At 61.1% G+C, this 20,227-nt stretch carries 19 protein-coding genes; 12 read left to right on the forward strand and 7 right to left on the reverse strand.

Features of this window, described 5'->3' with window-relative positions:
- Positions 1-223: 223 nt before the first annotated feature.
- Entirely contained in the window at positions 224-2,044 is a 1,821-nt protein-coding gene (locus Ga0074115_RS13525; RefSeq protein ID WP_232433105.1) for a serine hydrolase domain-containing protein, read from the reverse strand.
- Positions 2,044-2,322, reverse strand: coding sequence for a hypothetical protein (locus Ga0074115_RS13530; RefSeq protein WP_057957099.1), 279 nt, complete (start codon positions 2,320-2,322; stop codon positions 2,044-2,046). The genes Ga0074115_RS13525 and Ga0074115_RS13530 overlap by 1 nt, the downstream gene beginning before the upstream one ends.
- 227 nt (positions 2,323-2,549) lie before the next feature.
- Here Ga0074115_RS13530 and Ga0074115_RS13535 point away from each other — a divergent pair, with 227 nt between their 5' ends.
- Complete coding sequence (locus tag Ga0074115_RS13535) at positions 2,550-3,923, forward strand: Glu/Leu/Phe/Val family dehydrogenase (protein WP_060528625.1); 1,374 nt, start codon at positions 2,550-2,552, stop codon at positions 3,921-3,923.
- A 243-nt stretch (positions 3,924-4,166) separates the two neighbouring features.
- Here the strand turns inward: Ga0074115_RS13535 and Ga0074115_RS13540 are convergent, their stop codons facing one another.
- From Ga0074115_RS13540 to Ga0074115_RS13555, 4 genes are all read right to left on the reverse strand, one after another.
- Complete coding sequence (locus Ga0074115_RS13540; protein ID WP_057957100.1) at positions 4,167-6,077, reverse strand: DNA repair helicase YoaA; 1,911 nt, start codon at positions 6,075-6,077, stop codon at positions 4,167-4,169.
- 30 nt (positions 6,078-6,107) lie between these two features.
- Entirely contained in the window at positions 6,108-6,602 is a 495-nt protein-coding gene (locus Ga0074115_RS13545) for a hypothetical protein (RefSeq protein ID WP_057957101.1), read from the reverse strand.
- An 83-nt stretch (positions 6,603-6,685) separates the two neighbouring features.
- Positions 6,686-9,019, reverse strand: a complete 2,334-nt coding sequence (mrcB, locus tag Ga0074115_RS13550; RefSeq protein WP_157292787.1) for a penicillin-binding protein 1B — start codon at positions 9,017-9,019, stop codon at positions 6,686-6,688.
- A gap of 164 nt (positions 9,020-9,183) precedes the next feature.
- The gene (locus Ga0074115_RS13555) at positions 9,184-9,351 is read right to left on the reverse strand and encodes a hypothetical protein (protein WP_157292789.1); all 168 of its coding nucleotides are present in this window, start codon (positions 9,349-9,351) and stop codon (positions 9,184-9,186) included.
- A 199-nt stretch (positions 9,352-9,550) separates the two neighbouring features.
- Here Ga0074115_RS13555 and Ga0074115_RS13560 point away from each other — a divergent pair, with 199 nt between their 5' ends.
- Both Ga0074115_RS13560 and Ga0074115_RS13565 read left to right on the forward strand, forming a co-directional pair.
- Positions 9,551-10,195 carry a hypothetical protein gene (locus Ga0074115_RS13560; protein WP_057956969.1) on the forward strand — a complete coding sequence of 215 codons (645 nt, stop codon included), beginning with the start codon at positions 9,551-9,553 and terminating at the stop codon, positions 10,193-10,195.
- 234 nt (positions 10,196-10,429) lie between these two features.
- A complete protein-coding gene (locus Ga0074115_RS13565) occupies positions 10,430-11,029 on the forward strand; it encodes a ParA family protein (RefSeq protein ID WP_057956970.1) in 600 nt (199 codons plus the stop codon).
- A 34-nt stretch (positions 11,030-11,063) separates the two neighbouring features.
- Here Ga0074115_RS13565 and Ga0074115_RS13570 read toward each other — a convergent pair whose 3' ends face one another.
- Positions 11,064-11,909 (reverse strand): pentapeptide repeat-containing protein, encoded by an 846-nt coding sequence (locus Ga0074115_RS13570; RefSeq protein WP_232433106.1) that lies wholly within the window; start codon positions 11,907-11,909, stop codon positions 11,064-11,066.
- A 150-nt stretch (positions 11,910-12,059) separates the two neighbouring features.
- Here Ga0074115_RS13570 and Ga0074115_RS13575 point away from each other — a divergent pair, with 150 nt between their 5' ends.
- The 9 genes from Ga0074115_RS13575 (at position 12,060) to Ga0074115_RS13615 (ending at position 20,227) form a co-directional block, all read left to right on the forward strand.
- On the forward strand, positions 12,060-12,974 hold the full coding sequence (locus Ga0074115_RS13575; RefSeq protein WP_057956971.1) for a metal ABC transporter solute-binding protein, Zn/Mn family: 915 nt from the start codon (positions 12,060-12,062) through the stop codon (positions 12,972-12,974).
- Complete coding sequence (locus tag Ga0074115_RS13580; protein ID WP_057956972.1) at positions 12,971-13,699, forward strand: metal ABC transporter ATP-binding protein; 729 nt, start codon at positions 12,971-12,973, stop codon at positions 13,697-13,699. Before Ga0074115_RS13575 ends, Ga0074115_RS13580 begins: the two co-directional genes overlap by 4 nt.
- Positions 13,700-13,786: 87 nt before the next feature.
- The gene (locus Ga0074115_RS13585; protein WP_057956973.1) at positions 13,787-14,674 is read left to right on the forward strand and encodes a metal ABC transporter permease; all 888 of its coding nucleotides are present in this window, start codon (positions 13,787-13,789) and stop codon (positions 14,672-14,674) included.
- Complete coding sequence (locus Ga0074115_RS13590) at positions 14,667-15,116, forward strand: Fur family transcriptional regulator (RefSeq protein ID WP_232433107.1); 450 nt, start codon at positions 14,667-14,669, stop codon at positions 15,114-15,116. The genes Ga0074115_RS13585 and Ga0074115_RS13590 overlap by 8 nt, the downstream gene beginning before the upstream one ends.
- Before the next feature lie 74 nt (positions 15,117-15,190).
- Entirely contained in the window at positions 15,191-15,910 is a 720-nt protein-coding gene (locus Ga0074115_RS16915; protein WP_232433108.1) for an OmpA family protein, read from the forward strand.
- Between the two features lie 401 nt (positions 15,911-16,311).
- A complete protein-coding gene (locus tag Ga0074115_RS13600) occupies positions 16,312-17,058 on the forward strand; it encodes a 4Fe-4S dicluster domain-containing protein (protein ID WP_082626909.1) in 747 nt (248 codons plus the stop codon).
- A 101-nt stretch (positions 17,059-17,159) separates the two neighbouring features.
- Positions 17,160-18,893 (forward strand): FAD-binding protein, encoded by a 1,734-nt coding sequence (locus Ga0074115_RS13605; protein WP_060528622.1) that lies wholly within the window; start codon positions 17,160-17,162, stop codon positions 18,891-18,893.
- Positions 18,894-18,933: 40 nt separating this feature from the next.
- On the forward strand, positions 18,934-19,341 hold the full coding sequence (locus tag Ga0074115_RS13610; protein WP_057957363.1) for a 4Fe-4S dicluster domain-containing protein: 408 nt from the start codon (positions 18,934-18,936) through the stop codon (positions 19,339-19,341).
- A gap of 7 nt (positions 19,342-19,348) precedes the next feature.
- The gene (locus Ga0074115_RS13615; protein WP_060528623.1) at positions 19,349-20,227 is read left to right on the forward strand and encodes a CoB--CoM heterodisulfide reductase iron-sulfur subunit B family protein; all 879 of its coding nucleotides are present in this window, start codon (positions 19,349-19,351) and stop codon (positions 20,225-20,227) included.

Here is a 20,227-nt window from a genome sequence, read left to right on the forward strand (position 1 = left end):
TCGCCTCCACTACATCTTTCCTTTTCTGATCACGCTGTTCTTTTATCGTAGCCATGGAAAGCAGTATACACTGCCAATACTTTCGGAACGATTAATAATAGCAGGTTATTGCGAAGATCAGCAACGACAAAGCGGCAGATTCTGGACCCAAGGTGCGAGTCAACGATTCGTTCAGGGCTCCTTTAAACAGCATTCAAGCATAAATGTCCTACCGAACCCAATTCTACGGCGACTCTTCCAGGGGCTCACTCATGTAACCAGAAAACTTCAGACACTGCTTGCCGTTGATCTCAACGATGCTGACCGTCTCACCGCTGCCCCGTCCAAGACCCTCGACGATCGCCTCAGTGGCCGAGACCGGTTTGAGCGGCACACGGATCGAGCCATCACTCAGATGTGGCGCCTCATAGTGGAGACAGATCACGCCACTCTCTTCACTCAGGCGCAGGTTCTGGATCGAGAAGTTGCCATCGGGGTTGATGGTGCGGTAGCGCCCGATGCGCTCACGCCAGGCATCGATCCACGCCTTCGAGTCGATCCGTGTGCCGAGGATGAACTCCTTCTCATTGCGCTCGACGATCAACAGATCCCGTTCCCCCGAGCGGCGGGAGCGAAACCGCATCTCACCCAGGATACGATAGGCGGCCGGCAGGCTCTCGCGACTCTCCGGGGTCAGCCCATAGCTGCCGTCATCAAAACGCACCATGTCAAGCACCCGTTCGATGATGCAAGCGCAGAGCCTGGGGCGCTCGGGGTCGATGGTCAGCAGCCCCAGATCGGTGGCATACCCCCCTGGGGCGATCTCCGGCTCGCCAGCCGTAGAGGTATCTTCCAAGGTTTTCGCAACCCCCAGCGACTCGCCACGCAACTGCAACGTCAGGGTCAGCAGGGTGGCAGCGATCTTATGGGCATAGCGATTCCCCTCTGCCCCATTGGTCAACACTACCACCCCCAGTCCCCGCTCCGGCAGCAGTGAGATCTCAGCGCCAAACAGCAGGGTGCTGCCGCCGTGACGCACCACCTTGCCGATCAGCGGATCCTGCTCAATGAACCAGCCCAGCCCGGGGCTCGAACCTCGAACGATCTGCCCGCTTGCGGTCTGCTCACGCCACATCTCCCGCAGGCTCTGCGCTGAGAGGACATGCTCCCCCGATCGCAATAGTGCGTGCAGCAGCCGCGCCATGTCGGCAGCGCTAGTGTAAAGTCCCAGGGCGGGAGTATCCCGCAACGGCGGCTGGGGGCGCACCTGGCCATCCAGATGCCCAGCGGCAAGCCGCTGCTCCATCACCTCATCCAGTTCAAAACCGCTATGCCTCATCTGCAGCGGCTGAAACAGATGGCGCTGCAGATAGGTCTGATAGGTACTGCCGGAACGTTGCGCAATCAGATGGCCCAACAGATCGTATCCCAAGTTGGAGTAACTGTAGACATGGTTAGGGGGATAGGCGATGTACTCATCCTCCAGCAGTGCCGCCACCTGGGTGAAGGGGGTGGCGGTATACATCCCCTTGCGCAGATCGCTCGGCAGGCCGCTTCGGTGACTCAGCATCTGACGCGGGGTAAAGGATTGAACCGGACCACGGCTGCGAATCGAAAAACCCTCGAACTGCTCTGTAAACGGCTGGTCGAGATCGATGCGACCTGCCTCCTGCAGCTGCATCACCGCCAGTGCGGTCAGTGGTTTGGTCAACGAGCCAACACGAAACACGGTATCCGCCTGCACCGGCCGCATCGTCGGCTGATCGGCGTAGCCAAAGCCTTCGACCCAGAGTGGGCCGCTGCGATCCACCAGCGCGATACTAACGCCGGGGATCATCTCCTCCTCGAGCATACCGTTGATCAGTTTCAGCGCCTCGCTACGTAGCGCGCTCAGCTCACCGCCGGGGAACACCTGCGCGCCGCTAGGATCCTGTTTTTGCGACTGACAACCGATCAATAGCAAGAGGCAGACCATCCACAGCACAGTGGTGATCCACCTCTTTTTCGATGCAGGGCCGCTGGCCCCGCCGGGGCTCATGCTAAGCCCCGGTCTCGCTGTTTCCATTACCAGTCAATCTCATGCCCCAGATCGAGCAGATGACTACCATAGCCCTCGTTAGTACCCCGCTGCACTACCGTCTCGGTGTCAGAGAAGCCACCATTACCCAGCCAGGGATAGGCGTAGGAGTCGCCGATGCCAGGCTGTACTGCGGTCGACAGCTGACTGGAGGCATCAACGCCATGATAGAGATCCGGGTTGCCTACCTCGAAGGGGCTGTTGAACTGCCCGGCAGAGAGACCGGTAGAAAGAATCATTGCGGCAGTGAAAGTCAATGTTTTCATGGTATATCTCCTCGTAATTCTGTGGTTCAAGCCAGTTTTCCGCGGCTTTCAGATAACAATACGCAAGCTGGAGCGGTCTGGATTCAAATAATCATCTGCCAATCACCCCCCCCTTTTGGGCTTAAGCCAAAAACCGTTAGACTTGCAGCAGACAGAATCTGATATAAGGGGTTAATGCAGTGGTTGAAGTACCCAGTGGCCTGACATTCCGCCAGAGCGTCGATCATATGGTCGACCGCGCTCTGGAGATCATGGAACTCGACCCAGGCATTGCCAGAGCCATCAAGAGCTGCACCTCGGTGTTGCAGGTAACCTTTCCGGTACAGCTACGTGAGCGTGTCGAGGTATTCACCGGCTGGCGTGCGGTACACAGCATCCATCGTCTACCGGCCAAGGGGGGGATACGCTTTTCTGAGTCGGTGGACCAACCGGAAATCGAGGCGCTAGCGGCGCTGATGACCTACAAGTGCTCGATCGTCGACGTACCGTTTGGTGGCTCCAAGGGCGGACTCTGCATCAACCCCGAAAATTACAGCCGCGACGATCTGCAGGTGATCACCCGGCGTTTTGCCCGTGAGCTAGCGGAGAAGGGTTTTCTCAGCCCCTCGACCAACGTACCGGCGCCGGACGTGGGCACCGGTCAGCGGGAGATGGCGTGGATTGCCGACACCTACAAACACCTCTACCCGGAAGACATCAACTACATCGCCTGCGTCACCGGCAAGCCGATCGGCCACGGCGGCATCCGTGGCCGCACCGAGGCCACTGGCCGCGGCGTCCAGTACGGCCTGCGCGAATTCTTCCGCCACCGGGAGGAGGTTAATGCCGCAGGGCTGGACGGCGATCTGGAGGGGAAGCGGATCGTGGTCCAGGGGCTGGGCAACGTGGGTTACCACGCCGCCAAGTTCCTCTCCGAAGAGGATGGCGCGCAGGTCATCGCGATCATCAAACACGACGGGGCCATCGTCAATCCCGAAGGCATCCATGTGGAAGAGGCCTACTATCACAAATGCTCCAACGGCAGCTTCAAGGGTTTCGCCGGAGCCGAGTTCGTAGAAGACGGTCAGAAGGTTCTGGAGATGGAGTGCGACATCCTGATCCCCGCCGCCGTCGAGGGCGTGATCAGCGAGGCCAACGCCCCCAACATCCAGGCCAAACTGATCGCCGAGGCGGCCAACGGCCCGGTCACCTTCGAGGCCGACCGCATCCTGCGCAGCCGCGGCATCGCCATCCTGCCCGATGCCTATCTGAACGCCGGTGGTGTAGTGGTCTCCTACTTCGAATGGATTCGTAACCTCACCCACATGCGCTTTGGCCGCATGGAGCGCCGCTTTGACGAGATGCGTGGGCGCAACATCTTGCGCGCCCTGGAGGAGACCACCGAACGGCAGGTCCCCGACTGGATCCGCACCCAACTTGCCAAAGGGGCCAGCGAGATCGACCTGGTCCACTCCGGGCTGGACGACAGCATGCGCACCGCGCTGCAGGAGATCATCGAGACCCGTCGCCGCAACAGCGCAATCGAAGACTACCGCACCGCCGCCTATATCATCGCCCTGAACAAGCTGGCCCGCTCCTATCTCGACCTGGGGGTTTTCTGAGGCTAGCATTCAAACTGCGCAGAGCAGCCTGTGGCCAAGATTGAAAACCAGTTCCGTTATTTTGCTCCGCATCAACGCAGACAAATTAGGCATTATGGTCGGCCCAGCCTACAGCTTATCAGCTCCACGGCCGGCTCCAGCGAGATCAAAGAGTGCAACCTGATCCCGGAGAGGATTGGGAGAAAATCAGACAGGAAGAGCAGCAGGCTCACGAGGAGATAATCTAGAGCCTGTTAACAGACCCTAGCCCAGCGCGAAAAAACGCTGCACAGCATCCAGGTCCTGGGTCTTGGTCATCGGCGGCAGGCTGCGGATAAAGACCTTGCCATAGGGCTTGCTGAGCAGGCGCGGGTCGCACACCACCAGCACGCCACGGTCTTTCTCATCACGGATCAGCCGTCCCGCTCCCTGTTTCAGGGCGATCGCCGCCTGCGGCAGCTGGAACTCCATAAACGGGTTGCCGCCACGCTTGCGTAGCGCGTCGATGCGCGCCTGCAGCACCGGGTCGCCGGGGGAGGCGAAGGGGAGCTTGTCGATCACCACGCAGGAGAGCGCCTCACCACGCACGTCGACCCCCTCCCAGAAGCTGGAGGTGCCGAGCAGCACCGCGTTGCCCAGTTCCCGAAAGCGCTCCACCAATTCGGAACGGGGCGCACTACCCTGCACCAACAGCGGGTATTCGATACGTTCCCGCAGATAGTCCGCTGCCTCCTGCAACGCCCGATGACTGGTGTAGAGTAGAAACGCCCGACCCCGGCTCGCCTCCAGGATCGGAATGGTCAGCTCCGCCACCCGCTGGTTGTAGTCGGCCTGATTCGGCTCCGGCAGCCCCTTCGGCACATACCAGACCGACTGATGCGGGTAGTCGAAGGGGCTGCTCCAGCAGTGAGTCTCGGCATCCACCAGCCCGAGTTGACGGGAGAAGTGATCAAACTTGCCCCCCACCGCCAGGGTCGCGGAGGTGAAGATCCAGGCCGCTTGCTGATCGGCCATGCGGGAGCGGAAGATCGAGGCAATCTCCAGCGGCGTGGTATTGAGGCGGAAGCCCTGCCGCTGGGTCTCGAACCAGCGGATCGTCTCCTCGTCACTACCATCGCAGAGTTGATCGAGGCCAGCATCCAGGGCGAGACAACGCTCGCCACAGCTGTCGAGCCCCTTGCCGCGCCCCTGCACCGCCTGCAGCATGCCGCCCAGGTTTTCCAGTTCACTGCGCAGCCGTTCAAGCCCAGCCTGGATGGTCGGATTTGTGTCGATCTCATTCCAGGCGCCGCGCCGCGGCTCCAGACCAAAGGTGAGACGCAGATCCCGGGTCGACTTCTTCAGTCGCTCCGCCTGCTCCTCCAGCTTGGGCAGATCCCCCGCCTCCTTGTGGTACTCGACCAAAGTATCACGCACCAAATCGAGCAGCTGGCGCGAGCTGACGCTCATGCCGAAGAAATTGCCCGCCACCTCCGGCAGCTGATGTGCCTCATCCAGGATAAAACCGTCGGCACTCGGCAGCAGCTCGCCGAAGCCACCATCCTTGAGTGCCATGTCGGCACACAACAGATGGTGGTTGATCACCACCAGGTCTGCCTCCTGGGCGCGCCGGCGCGCCTCCACCAGGTGACACTTGCTGTGTGAAGGGCACTCGGTGCCGAGGCAATTCTCGGTGGTGGAGGTGACCAGTGGCCAGATCGAGGCATCCTCACCAACCTCTGGCATCTCGGCGATATCGCCGCTGTCGGTTGCGCTCGACCATTCGCGGATGCGCGGCAGTTGCTCACGCTGCTCCCGGGTGAGGTGGTGGTCCTCGAACAGGGCGCTCTCCATACGGTGCAGGCAGAGATAGTTGGCGCGACCTTTGAGCAGCGCCACCGCGACCGGCACGGCGAGGCTTTTGCGCACCAGCGGCAGATCGCGGTGGAACAGTTGATCCTGCAGGTTCTTGGTGCCGGTGGAGACGATCACCTTGCGCCCCGACATCAGCGCCGGCACCAGATAGGCGAAGGTCTTGCCGGTACCGGTGCCCGCCTCGCAGATCAGGGTGCCACCACGCTCCAGCACCGCCGCCACTGCCTCCGCCATCTCTTGCTGCTGCGGGCGTTGAGAGAAGCCGTCGATACAGCGGGCGAGCCAGCCATCGGGGCCGAAGATCTCGGAGAGGTCACTCATTAAGAACGGGAGATTTGGTCAGCAGAAGCATCAAGCCTGGTTATCCCAGACCTCGGGTTCCAGACCATCCTCACGGGTCCAGACGAGACGGGCGATGATCTTGAAGCGCGCCACCGACATCGCACCCCGCTTGGCGCGGCTACTGCTGGAGGAATTGATAAAGGCCTCGATATCGCTGCGTTGCGCTTCGTAGATCTCATAGGGTTCATACTCCTCATCCATGAGCACCAGCACCACCGCATCCCACGCCTGCTCCATCTTCAGCTGACCGACACGCTGCCCGGACTTGCTCTCGTCAAAGATGGTGCGTGACTTGATCTGGATGCGCAGCCCGTCCCGCGCCGGGTCCACCGCATCGTAGCCGCTCGCCCCTTCCGGACGCGGCTCCAGCCGCAGCAGCTTGACCGCATCGTGCTCGGCGATCTCGCTGCTGATCCCCGGCAGCGGCTTGCCCATGGTGCGACGGTATTCAGCGGCGAGCAGACGCGCCTGGGCGATCAGTTTGTCGGCGGCGTAAACGCTCAAGCCATAACCCCTGTCTGGTTGCGATGATCGGCCCGATTGTAACGGAATGTGGGGCAGCAGGCACTTGGCCTAGCGGGTCTTTCTCAATCAAACAACTGCTGGAACCAGGCAAAGGGGTCTTCGGTACCCGCCGCCTCGGCGCCGCCAGCGCAGGGCGCTGAGCGAGTCGGTTCACTGCCGGCGATGAACGGCCATTGACGGGATACACCACAGCCGCTGCCGCTGCGCAGGCTGCTGGCCGGATCGATCGCCACCCACCGCACCCCGCTCGGCAGGCGATCATCCAGCGGGGTGGTACCGATGCGTTTCATCAGATCGCCCCAGACCCGCATCGCGCCGCTGGCGCCGGTCAGCCCGGTGCGGCCGTTGTCATCCCGGCCGACCCAGACCACCGCCGCCCGCCTGCCATCAAAGCCGGCAAACCAGCTGTCGCGCTGCTCGTCGGTGGTGCCGGTCTTGCCGGCCAGGCCGGTGATGTCCGGCAACTGTCTTTTCAGACCCCGCCCGGTGCCACTAACCAGAGTCTCCCGCAGGGCCTGGTTGAGCAGGAATACGGGCCGCGCATCAAACGCCTGCGTACGGCTGGTGGAGTAGCGGGAGAGCGGCCGCCCGCGGCTGTCGGTGACCGCCTCGATGGCCCGCAGCTGCGCCAGCACACCACCCGCCGCCAGGGTCTGGTACATCTGCGCCATCTCCAGTGGCGACATGGAGACCGCACCCAACAATATCGAGGGATAAATCTCGAAGGGCCGGCGGATGCCCAGCTTGCGCAGGGTCGATTCCACCTGCGGCAGCCCTACCTCCATCCCCAATCGCACCGTGGCCAGGTTGTAGGATTTGGCCAACGCCAGGTAGAGGGGCACCTCACCGTGATTTTTATGGTCGTAGTTGCGCGGCGCCCAAATCGCGCCACCCTCCCCTTTGAGCCGTACCGGCGCATCCTGCAGGCGGCTGAGCAGGGTGAAGCGCCGATCCTGCTCCAGGGCGCTCAGATAGACAGCTGGTTTGATCAGCGAACCCACCGGCCGGATCGCATCCAGCGCCCGGTTGAAACCGGCGAAACGGGGGTTGCGATCCCCCACCAGCGCGCTCACCCGACCGCTGTCGCTCTCCACCAACACCACCGCCCCCTGCAGCTCTCTGGGCTTGGCCACGCCACGCTGCTCCAGGCGCTGCAGCTGTCGGCTCAGCGCCTGTTCCGCCTGCCGTTGCAGTTGCGGATCGAGGGTGGAGAAGATGCGCAGCCCCTCGGCGTTGAGGTCGGCCTCCTGATAGTCGCGCCGCAGCTGGCGCCGCACCAGGTCGAAAAAGGCGGGATAGCCAGAGGCGCGCTTGCTGCCCTGTTTGATGCCGAGCGGCACCTTGGCCACCCGCTGTGCAGTCGCCTCCTTGATCAGCTCTTGCTCGGCCATCAGCTGCAGCACCAGATTGCGCCGCTTCAGGGCACGTTTGGGATGGCGCAGCGGATTGTAGGCGGAGGGCCCCTTCACCAACGCCACCAGCAGGGCATTCTGCGCCAGCGTCAGCTCATTCAGCGGGCGGTTGAAGTAGAACTGGCTGGCCAGGCCAAAACCGTGGATCGCCCGGCCACCCTCCTGACCGAGGTAGATCTCATTGGCATAGGCTTCGAGGATCTCATCCTTGCTGTAGTGATACTCCAGCAGCAGCGCCATCAGCGCCTCGTTGAGCTTGCGGGTGAGGCTGCGCTCCTTGCTGAGGAAGAAGTTCTTCACCAACTGTTGAGTCAGGGTGCTACCGCCTTGTACCACCCCGCCGGCGCGCAGGTTGCTCCAGAGGGCGCGGGCGATGCCGATCGGATCGATACCGAAGTGGGAGTTGAAGTTACGGTCCTCCACCGCGATCAGTGCCGACACCAGTTGCTTCGGCAGCTCTCCCCGCTTCACCAGGATGCGGTCTTCGCTGTGGGCCGGATGCAGGCTGCCGATCAACGGCGGCTCCAGCTGGTAGTCCCCGATGGCCCGGCCGCTGGCCGCCTGTTTGAGCGAGATGACCCGGCTATCAGCGAGCTTCAGCTCCAGATAGTCACTGTCGCGTGTCCCCTGGGGGAAGGCAAAGGCACGAGTGCGTATCAGGAAGCGACCGCGATAGCTGGAGTAACTGCCGGGCCGATCGGGATGCTTGACCCGCGCATAGCCGAGCCGGTCGAGGATCTGGCGCAGCCCCCGCTCGTCCAGGCGGACCCCTTTGGCCAGCTGCTGCGCCTGACCATAGACCTGGGCCGGTACCGCCCAGCGGCGGCCATCGAAGCGCAGCTGCACGATCCGGTCGAGATAGATCAGGTAGAGGCTGGTGGCCAGCAACAGCGCGATCAGCATCAGAACCAGCCAGCTCTTCCAACGAAAACCGCGACTGCGGGAGGCGGTTGGTTTACGCTTTCGTTTGGCTCGCTTCGCCATAGATAGAAACTGCTTTAAGAGGGGGCGGCTAATCTACGCCAATCAGGGGTGGATTTGAACCAACCCGCGGGCAAAAAAATGGCAGCTCACCGACTGATTCCGGTCGCCGCCTATCGATTAAGGAGATAATCGATCAATTCCGCCTATAAGGAGAGTGCCCTGGCTCAGATAGACACCTTTCTATCCGCCGTCTTCTGTTCCATCTGAAACAGTCGCCTGCAGGTCTTTATCGCCAGCGCCTCATCATCAGTCACCGGTGGCTGAAGAGATGTAATGATCTCTTTCAGATAGGAAACCCGTTGCGCCCGAGTCATCTCGTTTTTACTGCTCATAACCTGCCTCCCCCAATTGGCCGCGTCCCGCTCGCTGTCCGCATCGGCCGCCGCTCTTTCTAAGTTCAGCATACCTAATCAGGGTGTAAAGAATCACGACACCTTTCTGCATAAAGATGTTAGGAATTTTCTGATGGATTAGAGTATTTTTCCGACAGGGTCAGAGTTTTTCCGGGGCGAGCCAGCCGCGAAAGCACAGATGAGAGCCATTGCCAAAAATGTCGACGGTCACTACTACCCGGAGTTCCATCACGGCTGGGGCGGTTGTGCTGAGGAGCTGTTCCACTACACCTCCCGCTACTACACCTACACCGAAGCCTTTCTGCGCAACCTGGCCGGGGAGCCTGAATACAGCATGGGAAGCTACAAGGCCAATATGCTGAACGATGAGCAACGCAGGCTGATGGCCGCCATCCTCTCCTGCCGCCCTGACCGGGCGTCGGCCCGCGCGATCCTACACCTTGTTTCCGATGCGGAGCACAGCTGCGGGGAGGTCGAAGAGACGCTCCGCCAAACCTACCGGGAGCAGCTTGAAGTCATTCCCAGCGGGGTTGCCCTGGTCTACGTGCACCGTCCCCATGAATCCCAGCTACAGGATGTGGCCCCGCTCGACCCCTTTCTCAACATCGCCGAGCGGCTACAGCTGCCGGTAGCGGTAAAAGCACACCATGTGGAAGTTCCTCTCAAGCTGCTGGCCAGACAGATGGACTCCAGCAGCTCGCGGATTCGCGAGAGCCTCAATGAAGCCATACTCCGGCTGCACACCGCCGGCTATCTGCTGCGCAACCATCCGGGGCTGACCCACATGGAAGCGCACAAGATCGCCGACGAGGATGCGGTTTGAACAAAGGAGCCTCTGAACGAATTATGGACGGCTGCCTTGCGGCCCAAGTTTCCCGCTGCTGCGTTGGAAATCTTGGTAATAGACCTGCTATTACGCCGCACAAGGATGTGCAAGTGTCGCGGAGACAGGATGTCGTTGAGCGACCCTACGATTTCCGCCTTGCAGCGGAAAATTTAGCCTCACAATTCTGCTCACCCAGATTCATTCAGAGGCTCCCACGATGAGAAGTACCCAATGAAGATGATGCAAAGCCTGGCTTTTCTCCACCAGAAAGGTGGCACCGGCAAGACCACCCTGGCCATCGCCAGCTGTATCGCCCTAGCCGCCAGCGGCGCACGAGTACTATTGCTCGACATCGACCCCCAAGGCAGCGCCTCTACTTGGGGCGATCACTATGCCGAGCGGTTTGGTGTGGTGGTGCGAGCACAGGGGCCTGGCCCCCTCGATGCCACCCTGGAGCGCTTCAGCCGTATGTTCGACTGGTGCATCCTCGACTGCCCGCCCAACCTGAGCGAAACGACCCTACAGACCCTAAATCTGGTGGACCGGCTGCTGATCCCGGTGCGCCCGGCACCACCCGACATCTGGGCGCTGGAGCGTATAGCGGCGCTGCTCGCCGATGCACAGAGCCGGGGTCTGGAGATCCCCCATCAGGTGGTATTCAACCAGTGGCGGGATGAGGCGCTCGAACCGCTGCAGGCGATCATCAACAGACTTGGGCTGGAACTGGCCGACTTGCCAATCCGCTTCGATCCCGCCTGGCCTGCGCTGTTCGACGGGGCGGACCTGCCGGAGTCACTCAATCGGCAAATGATGCAATTATTGACTGGCTGAGCGGGCAGGGCGATTTGGATCTCTCTGCCGCTCGTTACTCTCTTTCGATCATCTCCTGCAGATGGGGTGGAATATTCCGCGCCCCGCTGAAATCCGCCCCTGTGACTACAGCATTAACAAAACGTGAATCCTGCAGATCGGTTTCGCTAAACAGGCTGTTATCCATACGCGCACCATTCAGCAGGCTGTGGGTTATCGATGCCCGGGAGAAGTCGGCCTCCTCCAGTGCGCTGCCGGTCAGCACCGCCTCATGGAACTGGCTATCCTGCAGCCGGCTGCTGATCAGCACCGCCCTCAACATGAAACTATGGTGAAAGGTGCTGCCGCTGAAATCGCCCTCCTCCATGGCGATGTCCTTCATAAAGGCGCCGGAGAAGTCGACATTGAGCGCCTGCACCTCATTCAAGTTTGCGCCAAACATCTGCGCTTTGATGAAGCGGCCGTTATCGAGGGTTCCCATATCTAGATTGGCATGAAACAGATCGGCGCCGGAAAGATCCGCTGATACCAGCCGACACTCACTGAGATTGGCCCATTTCAGATCCGCCCCTTTCAGACTGGCCTGTGACAGATCACAACCCGGCAGACTGGCGTTGGAAAGATCGACACCGTCGAGTCGTACCCCCCGCAGATCGTGCCCCGGCCTGGCAACCCCCGCAAACGAACAGTGACGCAGATCGGTAAACGGGCGTGGCGCAGCGCAGTTCCCCCGCGGCAGCGTTGCCTCACCGTCAGTCACCGTATCGGCCAAGAGAGTCGCTGGAAGAAACAGCAGCGATAACAGGCTGACTGTCGAGCAGCAATGACTATTTTTATCGAAAGGGTGAACGTTAGGCAGCGCCATCGATGACTCCATCTCCACGGGTTTGATACCAGACAACCAGTCCGTCCTCCAAGGCACTATCATTCCATTCGTCACGAAGCGCAACCTCCGGCCCCATCAGCGCCATCCGCCAGTGCAATCAATATCGTTATGCTATAACATTTCGTTCCCTGATCCTCAGCCGGGCATTCAGCCCACTCTTCTCGGATGAGCCAGAAAAAAAAGATCACAACTCACTCTCTGGCAGAAGGCAGGTTGACTCTTCTGTTGCTGCTGCTCGTACTACTGCCACTCTCACTGCCTGCGGCACAGCCAATACGAGTCTTTGTCAGCGCGTTGCCGCAAAAACATCTGGTGGAGCAGGTGGGCGGCGATCTGGTGCAGGTCAGCGCGATGGTCCGCCCCGGCTACAATCCAGCCAGCTACACCCCCACCCCCCGCCAGGTGGCGGCGCTGACCCAGGCCGATCTCTTCATTCGCTGCGGCCTCCCCTTCGAGGCGGCCTGGATGGAACGCATCCGCGCCGCCAATCCCGGCATGCGGCTGGTGGACGCCCGTGATGGGCTGCCCCTGCGCAAGATCGAGGCCCCCTCTCACCAGCATGGAGATGCGAGCGAAGCGGCTGAACATGAAGCTTTGGACCCGCACATCTGGACCAGCCCGCGGCTGGCGAAACAGATGGCGGCCCAGATCCAGGTGGAGCTGAGCCGGCTGGCGCCGCAACACCAAGCGAAGTTCGAACACAATTACCAACGCTTTGCCCAACAGCTCGAGCAGCTCGACCGGGAGATCAAACAGCAGCTCAGCGGCCTGCGCTCACGCCGCTTCATGGTCTTCCACCCCGCCTGGGGCTACTTTGCCGACACCTACGGGCTAACCCAGATCGCCATCGAGCAGGAGGGCAAGGAGCCGGGGGCAAGGGCCCTGACGGCACTGATCGAACAGGCCAGAGCCAAGCAGGTGCGGGTGATCTTCGTGCAGCCCCAGTTCAACCGCAAGACGGCGCAACGGCTGGCCGCAGCGATCGGCGGACGGGTCGAACCGATCGACCCACTGGCGGAGAATTACATCGACAACCTGCGCCGGGTCGCCCGGCTGATTGCAGAGGCCAACCGACAATGAGCAGCCCGGTCATCCAGCTCGACGATGTCAGCTTCTCCTATGGCGAGACCCTAGCACTGCAGCAGGTCAACCTGAGTGTCGAGGCGGGGGATTTCCTCGGCATCGTCGGCCCCAATGCCGGCGGCAAGAGCACCCTGCTGAAGCTGATCCTCGGCCTGCTCGAACCCCAGGCGGGTCGCGTGCTGGTGCTTGGTAAACGACCGCCCCGCAGTAATCGCGCCATCGGCTATGTGCCGCAATATCCGCGCTTCGCCCGCGACTTTCCGATTAGTGTGGAGCAAACGGTGCTGATGGGGTGTCTCAGCAGCCGCCCCGGCCTGGGTGGCTACCGCCGAACCGACCACCAGGCAGCCCAGCTGGCGCTGGCCGAGGTGGAGGCGGCTGGGCTGGCGAAGCGGCGCATCGGCACCCTCTCCGGTGGCCAGTTGCAACGGGTGTTACTAGCCCGGGCGCTGGTTTGCGAGCCACAGATTCTGATCCTCGACGAGCCCACCGCAAATGTCGATCTGCGACTGGAGAGCGACATCTTCGATCTACTGCGCCAACTCAACCAGCGTATGACCATCCTGGTGGTCTCCCACGACATCGCCTTCATCTCCAGCTATGTCAGCCGGGTCGCCTGTCTCAACCGCTCCCTGGTCTGTCACCACACCGACAAGATCGACGGTCAGCTGATCAGTGAGCTCTACGGCGAGGATGTACGCATGGTGGCGCACCGGCACTGAGATGCGCAGCCACTGTTTCGATTTAAATCCTGAACCTACGGTTGACGGCCTGATGCGACAGCCCCTCTGCAAGACTGAACAATTTCGATGAGCGAATTCCTGACTGCCCTGACTCAACAGACCTTCCTACAGAGCGCGCTGCTCGCCGGACTGCTGGCCAGCGTCGGTTGCGGCGTGATGGGCAGCTTCGTGGTGGTCAAACGCATCGCCTTTCTCGCCGGCGGCATCGCCCACTCGGTGCTCGGCGGCATGGGGGCGGCGCTCTACTTCGGTTTCGATCCACTGCTCGGCGCGCTGCTGGCGGCGATCTCGGCGGCGCTGATTATCGGCTGGGTGCGTCTCAACTGGCAGACCCAGGAGGACACCCTGATCGGCGCCCTGTGGGCGATCGGCATGGCGGCAGGCATCCTTTTCATCTCCCGTACCCCCGGCTACGCCACCGACCTAATGAGCTATCTGTTCGGCAACATCCTGCTGGTGCCGGAACGGGAGTTGTGGATCATGGCCGGGCTCGACGCCGGCCTGCTGCTGATCGTGGTGCTCTTCTATCGGCAGTTCCTGGCGGTCGCCTTCGATGAGGAGTTCGCCCGGCTGCGCGGGGTGCCGGTGACCTTTTTCTATCTGCTGCTGCTCTGCCTGGTGGCGGTGACCGTGGTGCTGCTGATCCAGGTGGTGGGACTAATCCTGGTGATCGCCCTGCTAACCCTGCCGGCGGCCATCGCCAGCCACTATCTGCACTCCCTGGGGCGCATGATGCTGCTCGCCACCCTGATCGGCGGCCTCTTCACCAGCGGCGGGCTGGCGCTCTCCTACACTCCCGACCTGCCGGCCGGGCCGACCATCATCCTGCTGGCGGGCGCTGCCTATGTGGCCTCGGCGCTGCTCAGTCACTGGCTGGCAGCACGCCAGGCTCGGCGCGGGGTGGCGGCAATCGAGAAAGACCCGAGATCCGATGGATCCACAAGCAATGAATAAGCTGTTGCAACAGGCGGAGCAGATCTGCCAAGAACGCGGCGTGCGCTTCACAGCGCAACGGCGCCAAGTATTGGAGATCGTCTGTGCTGCACGACGTCCGCTGGGAGCCTACGAGATCCTCGACGCGATGCGCAAGAGCAGCGGCCGCACCGCACCACCCACCGTCTACCGCGCCCTGGAGTTTCTCAAGGCGCAGGGGCTGATCCATAAGCTCGAAAGCCTGCACGCCTTTGTCGGCTGCAACCATCCTGACCACCCCCATGCCAGCCAGTTCCTAATCTGTAGCGAGTGCGGCGGCATCGACGAACTGGAGGATGAACAGGTCAGCCAGAGCCTACGCCGAGCCAGCCGTGCCTCGGGCTTCACCCCGCAGCGCCGTATTGTCGAACTGATTGGCACCTGCGAAAGTTGCAGCCGGGGGCAGTCTGACAAACGCCAGTGACTACCTTTTCGTGAAGCGAAATCATCGGAGGTACAGTTGCAAGGAGCCCCATAACGATCCTCACCAAGCAACTCTTGCCCGCAACTGCCATCTGCAGCGTCTCCAACTCTGTCTTCCGCAAAGTGTTAAGGCGCTGGGAAGAAGCGCGCCATCCCCAATCACCCCTTTATCAGAGCCTGGCCCGGCGCACAGCTCTCCTGCTGAGCTTCCGTGTAGCCTCCCCGGAATCTGTACTCAGCACAGCCTATCTCCATACCCAGGATGGCAAGATCGATCTGAAGATCGTGGATACGGCAGCCATGCAGCAGGAGCTGGTCTTCAATGTCGACCGGATGATGGCGGAGCTGGATGCCCTGGGGAAGATCACCCTGGAGGGGATCTTTTTCGATACCACCACGGCCACCCTGAAACCCAAATCCAAGGCTGCACTGGAGCCAGCCCTCAACCTGTTGAACAACTATCCTGATCTGGTGCTTGAGGCTGCAGGACATACCGACAGTCAGGGCAAGGCTAAAGCCAATCTGAATCTCTCGGATCACCGTGCTGCGAGTGCACGGCGCTGGCTGTTGGAGCACGGCGTTCAAGCGGATCGCTTGTTGGCCCGGGATTATGGTGAAGATCGTCCGGTGGCTGACAACGGCACCTCGGAGAGACGGGCAAAGAATCGATGGGTGGAGCTGATCAAGAAGGCGGTGGCAAGAGCCAGCGCATCATCGCCCTGTTACACCCCTACCCCGGTTCGGTGTTGCTCAAGGCGGAGGGGCCTGTCGAGGGCGATGGACTGCAGCAGGTAGTGGCCCAGTTGTGGATGATAGAAAACTCTGCCGAACCAGTGGTGGTTATATTCCCTTGCCTTGCGCTTTTCCCCCGTAGGTCTTATCCAAGGCGTGACTCTCCCAGCTGATCCAGCTGCTGTTGATACTCTGCGAGGTCAGTCTCTGTTATTAGCATTGACATTTGTCAAAAGAATTGAAATTTCAGAGATTGAATATACAAAACTCGCAGTGGTAGTATCGGCCCCTAATTCCACAGATTTGATGTGTGAATTCCCGACGTTTTTACTGCGGAACCCCCCCGGCCATGCCGGATGAAGCAGCCGATAGACCGAGGTTGACGGAGTTGGTATCCGGGTTTGCAGTCTGGGGCCGGAGTCGGACCGACTTGGTTTGAATGTGGCACGGGTGGAGAAATCCCTATGAGTGGCGAACAGCAAAAAGAAGCCGATAGCGAGAGCAAGGCCGTGAGCGATGCCGACAAACAGGGGCAACCCCAGGCGCGCATGGTCACCGTATCCATCATGGGCAAGCCCGCTCAGGTTCCCGAGGACGCCACGATCATGCGGGCCATCGAACACAGCGGCCAGCAGATCATCCGCGGCGCGGGCTGTCGCGAGGGCTTCTGCGGCGCCTGCGGCACCATCTACCGGCTGCCCGGCGACTATCGAATCCATACCGGCCTTGCTTGTACCACCCTGGTCCAAGACGGCATGGCGCTCTCCCAGATACCCTCAGTGCCTTTAGAGAAAGCGGTCTACGACCTAGAGGAACTCACTCCCGACGTCGACACCATCAAACAGCTCTATCCGGCCACCTTCCGTTGCGTGGCCTGCGGCACCTGCACCAAAGCCTGTCCGCAGGGGCTTCAAGTCATGGACTACATCCAGGCGGCCATGCGCGGCGACATCGCCGAGCTCATGGAGCTTTCCTACGACTGCGTTGCTTGCGGCCTGTGCGCCCTGCGCTGCCCCGCCGAGATTATCCAGCACAAGGTCGGCATCCTCGGCAAGCGCCTCTACGGACGCTATTTGCGCAAGGAGAGCAAGGAACTCGATAGTCGCCTCCAGCAGATGAAGGACGGCGAGTACAACGGCGAGTATGCCGAGTTGATGTCCCTGGACAGAGAGGCCCTCAGCGAGCGGTATTACGCGCGGGATATGGAGTAGCACGCTTCCCGGTGGGATTCGGGAAGGTAAAACAAAACCACTTTCGGGGCGTTTAAAGGTCGGTTTCGCATCGACGACAAGCGTGCTTTCGGAGAAGACGAATGTATCCGGATTATTTGAAAGGTTTGCTTGAAAAGGTAGACCAGACTCGACCCAAAAGGCTGGAACTCGCGAAGGGCAGCGAGCCGGTCTATCCACCGATGAACGCGGCGGAACGGGAAGACGTGCTATCGAAATTCCATCCCGATTCCGCCTCCGCCGCGCGCAGCCGGATCCGGATCGGACCCAACAAGAACGAGGAGCTCACCACCGAGATCACCGAACTCCTCGAAGCCCATTCGATGGTCGATCCGAAGCGGGTGGAGGCGCATCTCGCCAACCCCGATTACGAGACTGACATGCTGATCATCGGCGGCGGCGGAGCTGGCTGCTGGGCCGCCATCACCGCCATGAAGAACGGTGTCAACTCGATGATCGCCACCAAGCTCCGTCTTGGCGACGCCAACTCCATGATGTCCGAGGGCGGCATGCAGGCCGCCGTCGCGGCCCAGGATTCACCGACCCGCCACTATCTGGACGCCATCGGCGGCGGCCATTTCGACAACAAGCCGGAACTGGTTCGCGCGTTGACCGAGGACGGCCCAGACGTGGTCAGGGAGCTGGAGAATCTGGGCGTCATGTGGGACAAGATGGAGGACGGTTCACTCCAGGTCATGCACGGCGGCGGCACCTCGCGTAAGCGCATGGTCTCCTGCCGCGACTACATCGGCGCCGTCATCATGCGCACGCTGATGGACGAGGTGGAGAACCACCCGGACAAAATTACCATCCGTGAATTCGAGCCGGCCATCGAGCTGCTGTTGGACGATAAGGGCCAGTGCGCCGGCGCCATCCTTTACAACCTCGATACCGAGCAGTTCCTGGTGGTCAGGGCCAAAGCGACGGTGATCGCCACCGGCGGCTTCGGGCGGCTGCATATTCGCGGCTTCGCCACCACCAATCACTACGGCGCCACCGGCGACGGGCTGGTCATGGCCTATCGGGCCGGCGCCAACCTCAAGTTCATGGATTCGGTCCAGTACCATCCCACCGGGGCTGTATACCCCGAGCAGATTGCCGGCTTCCTGATCACCGAGAAGATCCGCGGCGCCGGCGGCCAGCCGCTGAACAAAAACGGCGAACTCTTCGTCTTCCCGCGCGAGCCCCGCGACGTGGAGAGCGCTGCCATCATTCGAGAGTGCAGCAGCGAACGCAACAACGGCGTCGACACCGCCGCCGGTCGCACCGGGGTGTGGCTGGACTCACCGATCATCGACATGATCCACGGCGAAGGCTACACCCGGCACCAGTTCCCCGGCATGTGTCGGGCGTTCGACCGTTACGGCATCGACATCACCAAGCAGCCGATGCTGATCTACCCCTCGCTGCACTATCAGAACGGCGGCGTCGAGATCAACGAGCGTTGCGAGACCAATATTCCGGGCCTGTTCGTCGCCGGGGAGGCCTCAGGCGGCGTCCACGGCCGCAACCGTCTGATGGGCAATTCGGTGCTCGACTACAACGTCTTCGGTCGCCGTGTCGGCAGGCAGGCCAGTGAATACGCCAAGTCGGCAAAGCTCGGCAAGCTCAGCCTGGATCATGTGACGGCCTATGCCGGGGAGATGATGGAACAGGGCATCGACAGCGATCTGATTTCGCCGGTGATTCTGCCCTCTTATACCCCCGAGGACGTCAGGCTCCAGCAGCTAGCCCGCCTCGGCAATATCCCGGCACGTCACTCCATACTGCGCAGCCGGATCGGTTGTGGTTGCGGCAAAGGGAAGGAGGGCAAGTGATCGGCCCATTGCTGTTCATCACGGGCGCGGGAGAAATCTCATGACGGTGCACGTCTCAAGAGACAAGGTCCACAGCGGATTCACGACCAAGGTTCAGAGGCTCGCCGATCAGAATCTCATGGCCTGCTACCAGTGCGGAAAATGTTCCGCCGGCTGTCCCATGGCCGCCTATATGGACATCCCGCCGAACCAGATGATTCGGCTGGCGCAACTGGGAATGGAGGAGGATCTGCTCAACTGCGAGGCGATCTGGCTCTGTGTCTCCTGCCTGACCTGCAATACACGCTGTCCCAAGGGGGTTCGGATCGCCGAGTTGATCGAGTCCCTGCGCCAGGTAAAGCTGCGCGCACGGCAGGATCACCTGCAAGTGGACAAGATTTTCGTGGAGGATCTGCGCGCCATCCCACCCATTGCCCTCATCGGCAGCATGAGAAAGTTTACCTCGTAGGATTCCCATGAAGCTCAGTTATTATCCCGGTTGCACCCTAAAGAACCACGCCCGGAACTTCGAGGATTCCACTCTGTACGCAATGGATCGGCTTGGGGTGGAGGCGGTGGAGTTGGAGCGCTGGAACTGCTGCGGCACCGTCTACTCCCTCTCCGCGGACGATCTGATGCGCCAGGTGGCGCCGATCCGTAACCTGATCCGCGCCAAGGAGGAGGGAAGCTCGCAGCTCATGACCGGGTGCTCCATGTGTTTCAACACCCTCAAACGGGCCAATCATCGCGCCCGAGCCAATGAGGAAGACCTGGCCCGCATGAATGCCTTCATGTATGACGAGCCGGTCGATTACGAAGGGGATGTCGACGTCCTCCATGTTCTGGAGGTGGTGCGTAATCAGATCGGATTCGATGCCATCCGCGAGCGGGTCGTCAAGCCCCTCGAAGGTCTACGCGTGGCCTGTTATTACGGCTGCATGCTGGTGCGGCCCAATGAAGCGGCAATCGACGACACCGAGAACCCCAGTGTGCTTGAGGATCTGATTACGGCCCTGGGTGGCGAGCCAGTGGATTTCAGTCATAAGACTGAGTGCTGTGGCGCCCACCAGACCGTCGACAAGCCCGAAATCGTCGCCGACAAGACTTACGGGATCCTGGGTGCCGCGATGGCGCAGGGTGCGGACACCGTAGCAGTCAGTTGTCCCCTGTGCGCCTTCAATCTGGACCACCGCCAGGAGACAACTCTAAAGCTCCATTCTGACTTCCATACCATGCCGGTCGTTTATTTCTCGCAGCTGATGGCCATCGCCCTCGGGGGTTCCGAGTCGGTACTGAGGCTGGATCTCCATCACACACCTCCCGGCCCCCTGCTGGCCGGGAAGGGCCTGCTCTGA

It is taken from the genome of endosymbiont of Ridgeia piscesae (genome assembly GCF_001443665.1).
In the GTDB taxonomy this organism is placed as follows: Bacteria; Pseudomonadota; Gammaproteobacteria; order Chromatiales; family Chromatiaceae; genus Endoriftia; species Endoriftia persephonae.

What these genes read in the sequence shown, in the direction of transcription:
- Ga0074115_RS13580 (WP_057956972.1), top strand. Translation starts at nt 12,971, where the DNA reads ATGAGCAGCCCGGTCATCCAGCTCGACGATGTCAGCTTCTCCTATGGC.
- Ga0074115_RS13535 (WP_060528625.1), top strand. Translation starts at nt 2,550, where the DNA reads ATGGTCGACCGCGCTCTGGAGATCATGGAACTCGACCCAGGCATTGCC.
- Ga0074115_RS13610 (WP_057957363.1), top strand. Translation starts at nt 18,934, where the DNA reads ATGACGGTGCACGTCTCAAGAGACAAGGTCCACAGCGGATTCACGACC.
- Ga0074115_RS13605 (WP_060528622.1), top strand. Translation starts at nt 17,160, where the DNA reads ATGTATCCGGATTATTTGAAAGGTTTGCTTGAAAAGGTAGACCAGACT.
- Ga0074115_RS13530 (WP_057957099.1), bottom strand. Translation starts at nt 2,322, where the DNA reads ATGAAAACATTGACTTTCACTGCCGCAATGATTCTTTCTACCGGTCTC.
- Ga0074115_RS13585 (WP_057956973.1), top strand. Translation starts at nt 13,787, where the DNA reads ATGAGCGAATTCCTGACTGCCCTGACTCAACAGACCTTCCTACAGAGC.
- mrcB (WP_157292787.1), bottom strand. Translation starts at nt 9,019, where the DNA reads ATGGCGAAGCGAGCCAAACGAAAGCGTAAACCAACCGCCTCCCGCAGT.
- Ga0074115_RS13525 (WP_232433105.1), bottom strand. Translation starts at nt 2,044, where the DNA reads ATGGAAACAGCGAGACCGGGGCTTAGCATGAGCCCCGGCGGGGCCAGC.
- Ga0074115_RS13560 (WP_057956969.1), top strand. Translation starts at nt 9,551, where the DNA reads ATGAGAGCCATTGCCAAAAATGTCGACGGTCACTACTACCCGGAGTTC.
- Ga0074115_RS13540 (WP_057957100.1), bottom strand. Translation starts at nt 6,077, where the DNA reads ATGAGTGACCTCTCCGAGATCTTCGGCCCCGATGGCTGGCTCGCCCGC.
- Ga0074115_RS13600 (WP_082626909.1), top strand. Translation starts at nt 16,312, where the DNA reads ATGAGTGGCGAACAGCAAAAAGAAGCCGATAGCGAGAGCAAGGCCGTG.
- Ga0074115_RS13555 (WP_157292789.1), bottom strand. Translation starts at nt 9,351, where the DNA reads ATGAGCAGTAAAAACGAGATGACTCGGGCGCAACGGGTTTCCTATCTG.
- Ga0074115_RS13575 (WP_057956971.1), top strand. Translation starts at nt 12,060, where the DNA reads ATGAGCCAGAAAAAAAAGATCACAACTCACTCTCTGGCAGAAGGCAGG.
- Ga0074115_RS13565 (WP_057956970.1), top strand. Translation starts at nt 10,430, where the DNA reads ATGAAGATGATGCAAAGCCTGGCTTTTCTCCACCAGAAAGGTGGCACC.
- Ga0074115_RS13590 (WP_232433107.1), top strand. Translation starts at nt 14,667, where the DNA reads ATGAATAAGCTGTTGCAACAGGCGGAGCAGATCTGCCAAGAACGCGGC.
- Ga0074115_RS13615 (WP_060528623.1), top strand. Translation starts at nt 19,349, where the DNA reads ATGAAGCTCAGTTATTATCCCGGTTGCACCCTAAAGAACCACGCCCGG.